Origin of the sequence: Mesorhizobium sp. M1E.F.Ca.ET.063.01.1.1, assembly GCF_003998155.1 — a bacterium.
Lineage (GTDB): Bacteria > Pseudomonadota > Alphaproteobacteria > Rhizobiales > Rhizobiaceae > Mesorhizobium.
The window spans coordinates 1-3,809 of sequence record NZ_RZSC01000584.1; the positions used below are offsets into that span (position 1 = coordinate 1).

Consider the following 3,809-nt stretch of genomic DNA (forward strand, 5'->3'; position numbering starts at 1 on the left):
ACAGTGCCGTTATAAGCCTGGCCGATCAACGTGCCGAGAATGCCGCCGAGAAAAGTCTGCATGAAGCCGAGGATGGAGGACGCCGTGCCGGCGAGCTCGCCGAGCGGCTCCATGGCTAAAGCGTTGAAATTCGCGCCAAGGCAGCCGAACGGAACCATCGCCCCGGCGAAGAAGGCAATGAACAGCCAGAGCGGCATTTCAATCTCCAGCGAGACGACGAGCCAGATCAAACTGATGCTGAGAAACAAGAGCAGCGCGCTCTGAGACAGGCGGCGCATGCCGATCCGGCCGACGAGCCGCGCGTTGAGGAAGTTCGAGAAGGCGAGCACGCCCGCGACGCCCGCGAAGATCAGCGGGAACAGCTCACCGACATGGAAGACGTCGAGATAGATCTGCTGCGCCGAATTGATGAAGCCGAACATGGCGCCGAAGATGAAGGTGCTGGCGAAGGCGTAGCAAAGCGCGATGCGGTTGGTGAGCACGATGCGGAAGCCGCCGACAACCGCGTTGATCGTAAGCGGGCGGCGGTATTCCGGATGCAGCGTCTCCGGCAGGCGCAGCAGCGACCATGTCGACACGATCAGCGCGCCGACGGCCATGGTGACGAAGATCCAGTGCCAGGTGGCGAAAAGCATGATGAACTGACCGATACCGGGCGCGACGACAGGGATCGCCATGAACACCATGAAGATCAGCGACATCACCTCGGCCATGCGGCGGCCCTCGAACGTGTCACGTACGATCGAGACGGCGATGACGCGCGTCGCGGCGGCGCCGACGCCTTGCACGGCACGGCAGGCAAGCAGCGCGGCGAAGGTCGGGGCAATCGCCGCGGCAGCCACTGCCGCGACATAGATGATAAGGCCGGCAACCAGTGGCGCACGGCGCCCGAAACGATCGGAGATCGGACCGAAGAAAAGCTGCCCGCCGCCGAAGCCGAGGATGTAGGCGGTGATGACGTATTGGCGATGGTTTTCATTCTCGACGCCGAGCGAGGCGCCGATCTGCTGCAGGGCAGGCAGCATGATATCGATAGCCAGGGAGTTGAGCGCCATCAGCGCCGCGCAGAGCGCAATGAATTCCCAGCGCGGAATGGGCAGAGCCCGTTGCGACGCTTCTATCTGCTTGTCCACGGCAAAATCCGATCTTTCAAACGAAGATGCGCCGGTGGACCGGCGCATCAGTTCGTTTCGTTCCCGGAGTCGGGAACTGCATTGCCGAGGTGGGGGCGGCCCCGGGCGCCCGTGGCCGCCGGCTAAATTGCCGGCCGCCGCGGGCTCAACTCAGGCGGCGCCTTTGACGCTGACGCCCTTTTCGACCAGGAAGTCCTGCAACTCGCCGGCCTGGAACATCTCGCGCACGATGTCGCAACCACCGACGAACTCGCCCTTGACGTAGAGCTGCGGAATGGTCGGCCAGTTGGAATAGTCCTTGATGCCCTGGCGCAGTTCCGCCGAGTCGAGCACGTTCACGCCTTTGTAGTCGGCCCCGATATAATCGAGGATCTGCACCACCTGGCCGGAAAACCCGCACTGCGGGAAGCCGGGCGTGCCCTTCATGAAAAGCACGACGTCGTTGCTCTTCACCTCGTTGTCGATGTAGTCGTTGATGCCGGTCATGGACGATCCTTTCACGCCTGTGGGAGCCAGGCTCGAAACATGTCCATCAAATAAACCCATAGGTTGGCCGAAACAAGACGTTAGCCGTGACGCTACCGCGATGGCGCAAGGGATAACGCGGTTTTGGGCTAAGGCAGAGTGGCGATAGGTCTCAGTCCGGAACGCTGGTCTGCAGGGCCAGCGCGTGCAGCACGCCGCCCATATTGCCCTTCAGCGCGTCGTAGACCATCTGGTGCTGCTGCACCCGGCTTTTGCCGCGGAAGCTTTCGGCCACCACCTCAGCCGCGTAGTGGTCGCCGTCGCCGGCCAGATCGCGAATCGTCACCTTGGCGTCCGGAATGCCCTGCTTGATCAGCCGTTCGATGTCGTGCGCGTCCATTGCCATGAAAAAATCCTGTTTTCTCGCCGGGGAGCGGTGCAGCAGCCCGTGCGATGAGAGTCGGTACTGAGCGTAGAACCTTTCCGGTCCGGATTGAAGCCGTTCCATCCATGACCGAGGGCTCATGGGACATCCTGGTGCGGATGAGCCGCATCGTCGGCGGGCGCGTCCTCACGCGTCAAGAAGGCGCGGCCAAGGCTGAAGGTCAGCACATAGAGCGGGACGTTGATCGCGATACCGACTACCGGCAAGTAACTCGTCCATTGCCAGGCCGGGGAGAAAAACGGCTGGCCGTAGCCATCGCACATAAGCGAGGAACCATACGCCCAAAGCACTCCGATGACGATCGTAACGGCAAAGAGCTTGGCGCAGGTGACGATCTGCCTTGCCCGAGCCAGCTCCGGCAAAAGCCGCCCCCACAGGACCAGGCACACTATCGGAACCGCATAGACGAGGCTCTGAACGGCCAGCATTGGAAGGGTGCCGTTGGCCGCGGCAACGAATTCCGATCGCGTTTCCAGCCGCGGACAAACTTCGCTCGAGGTCGTCGACAGCAGGAGAAAGACGAACGGGCCGAGAAACCAGAAAAAGAACAGCGACGGCCAGAAGACGACTGCAAGCAGCGCCCGGGCCGCCAGCCTGGTCAAATGGCCTGATCCATGAAGCGCGGGAACCAGCCCTCATGGGTGGCGGTCAATTCGTTGACCGGGATCGCGCGGGCATCGCCGAGTTTCAGCGTGTCACCGCCGGTCGTGCCGATCCACGGCGCGAAGATACCGAGCTTGCCCTGCTCCTCGCGGATTCTGTCCCATTCGCCGCTTTGCGGGTCGATCGACAGCGTCAGCAGATAGCGGCCCTGGTCCTCGCCGAACCAGACCGGGATCGGGTCGGTGCCGGTAAGACCCGGTATGGTGGCGCCGATGCCGGAAGCCATCGCCATTTCGGCCAGCGCCACGGCAAGCCCGCCGTCCGAGAGGTCGTGCGCGGCGGTGACGATGCCGGAGGCGATCAGCGCCCGTACATGATCGCCGACGCGCTTTTCGTGCACGAGGTCGACCGGCGGCGGCGGGCCGTCGGCGCGGCCATGGATGTCGCGCATATAGACGGACTGGCCGAGATGGCTGCCCCAGCTCGGCGGCGCGCCGACCAGCACGATCATCTGGCCCTCGGCGGCAAATCCGATGCGGGCCATTTTCGACCAGTCGGCGATCAGCCCGACGCCGCCGATGGTCGGCGTCGGCAGGATGCCGCGGCCGTTAGTTTCGTTGTAGAGCGAGACATTGCCGGAGACGATCGGGAATTCGAGCGCGCGGCAGGCATCGCCGATGCCCTTCACCGCGCCGACGAGCTGGCCCATGATTTCGGGGCGCTCCGGATTGCCGAAATTGAGATTGTCGGTGGCGGCAAGCGGCAAGGCGCCGGTGGCGGTGAGATTGCGCCAGCATTCGGCCACGGCCTGCTTGCCGCCTTCATAGGGATCGGCCTCGCAATAGCGTGGCGTGACGTCGGAGGAGAAGGCGAGCGCCTTGGTCGGATGGCTCTCGACGCGCACCACGCCGGCGTCGCCGCCGGGGAGCTGCAGCGAATTGCCCTGGATCAGCGTGTCGTACTGCTCCCACACCCAGCGGCGCGAGGACAGATCCGGCCCGCCAAGCAATTTCAGCAGCGCATCGGCGACATCGGCCTTGGGCGCGTCATTGGCGGCGAGCAGCGCGGGCTTCCTCGTCTCGACCCAGGGGCGGTCATATTCCGGCGCCTGGTCTCCCAGTTCCTTGATCGGCAGGTTGGCGACCTCGTCGCCCTGATGCAAC

Annotated in this window: 5 protein-coding genes; all 5 read right to left on the minus strand. The window is 63.8% G+C overall.

Translation table 11 applies throughout. The features are described 5' to 3' along the window. The coding region (locus EOA29_RS28530; protein ID WP_127221924.1) for a multidrug effflux MFS transporter at positions 1–1,133 on the minus strand (1,133 nt) is incomplete at its 3' end. 150 nt (positions 1,134–1,283) lie between these two features. Beyond that, complete coding sequence (gene grxD, locus EOA29_RS28535) at positions 1,284–1,619, minus strand: Grx4 family monothiol glutaredoxin (RefSeq protein ID WP_059185116.1); 336 nt, start codon at positions 1,617–1,619, stop codon at positions 1,284–1,286. Between the two features lie 151 nt (positions 1,620–1,770). Next, positions 1,771–2,004, minus strand: a complete 234-nt coding sequence (locus EOA29_RS28540) for a BolA family transcriptional regulator (protein ID WP_126093611.1) — start codon at positions 2,002–2,004, stop codon at positions 1,771–1,773. Positions 2,005–2,120: 116 nt separating this feature from the next. Then, positions 2,121–2,645: a hypothetical protein gene (locus EOA29_RS28545; RefSeq protein WP_126093612.1), complete on the minus strand. Its 525-nt coding sequence runs from the start codon at positions 2,643–2,645 to the stop codon at positions 2,121–2,123. After that, positions 2,642–3,809 (minus strand): AIR synthase related protein (locus tag EOA29_RS28550; protein WP_245468565.1); only part of this gene is annotated, 1,168 nt, incomplete at its 5' end. The genes EOA29_RS28545 and EOA29_RS28550, both read right to left, overlap by 4 nt.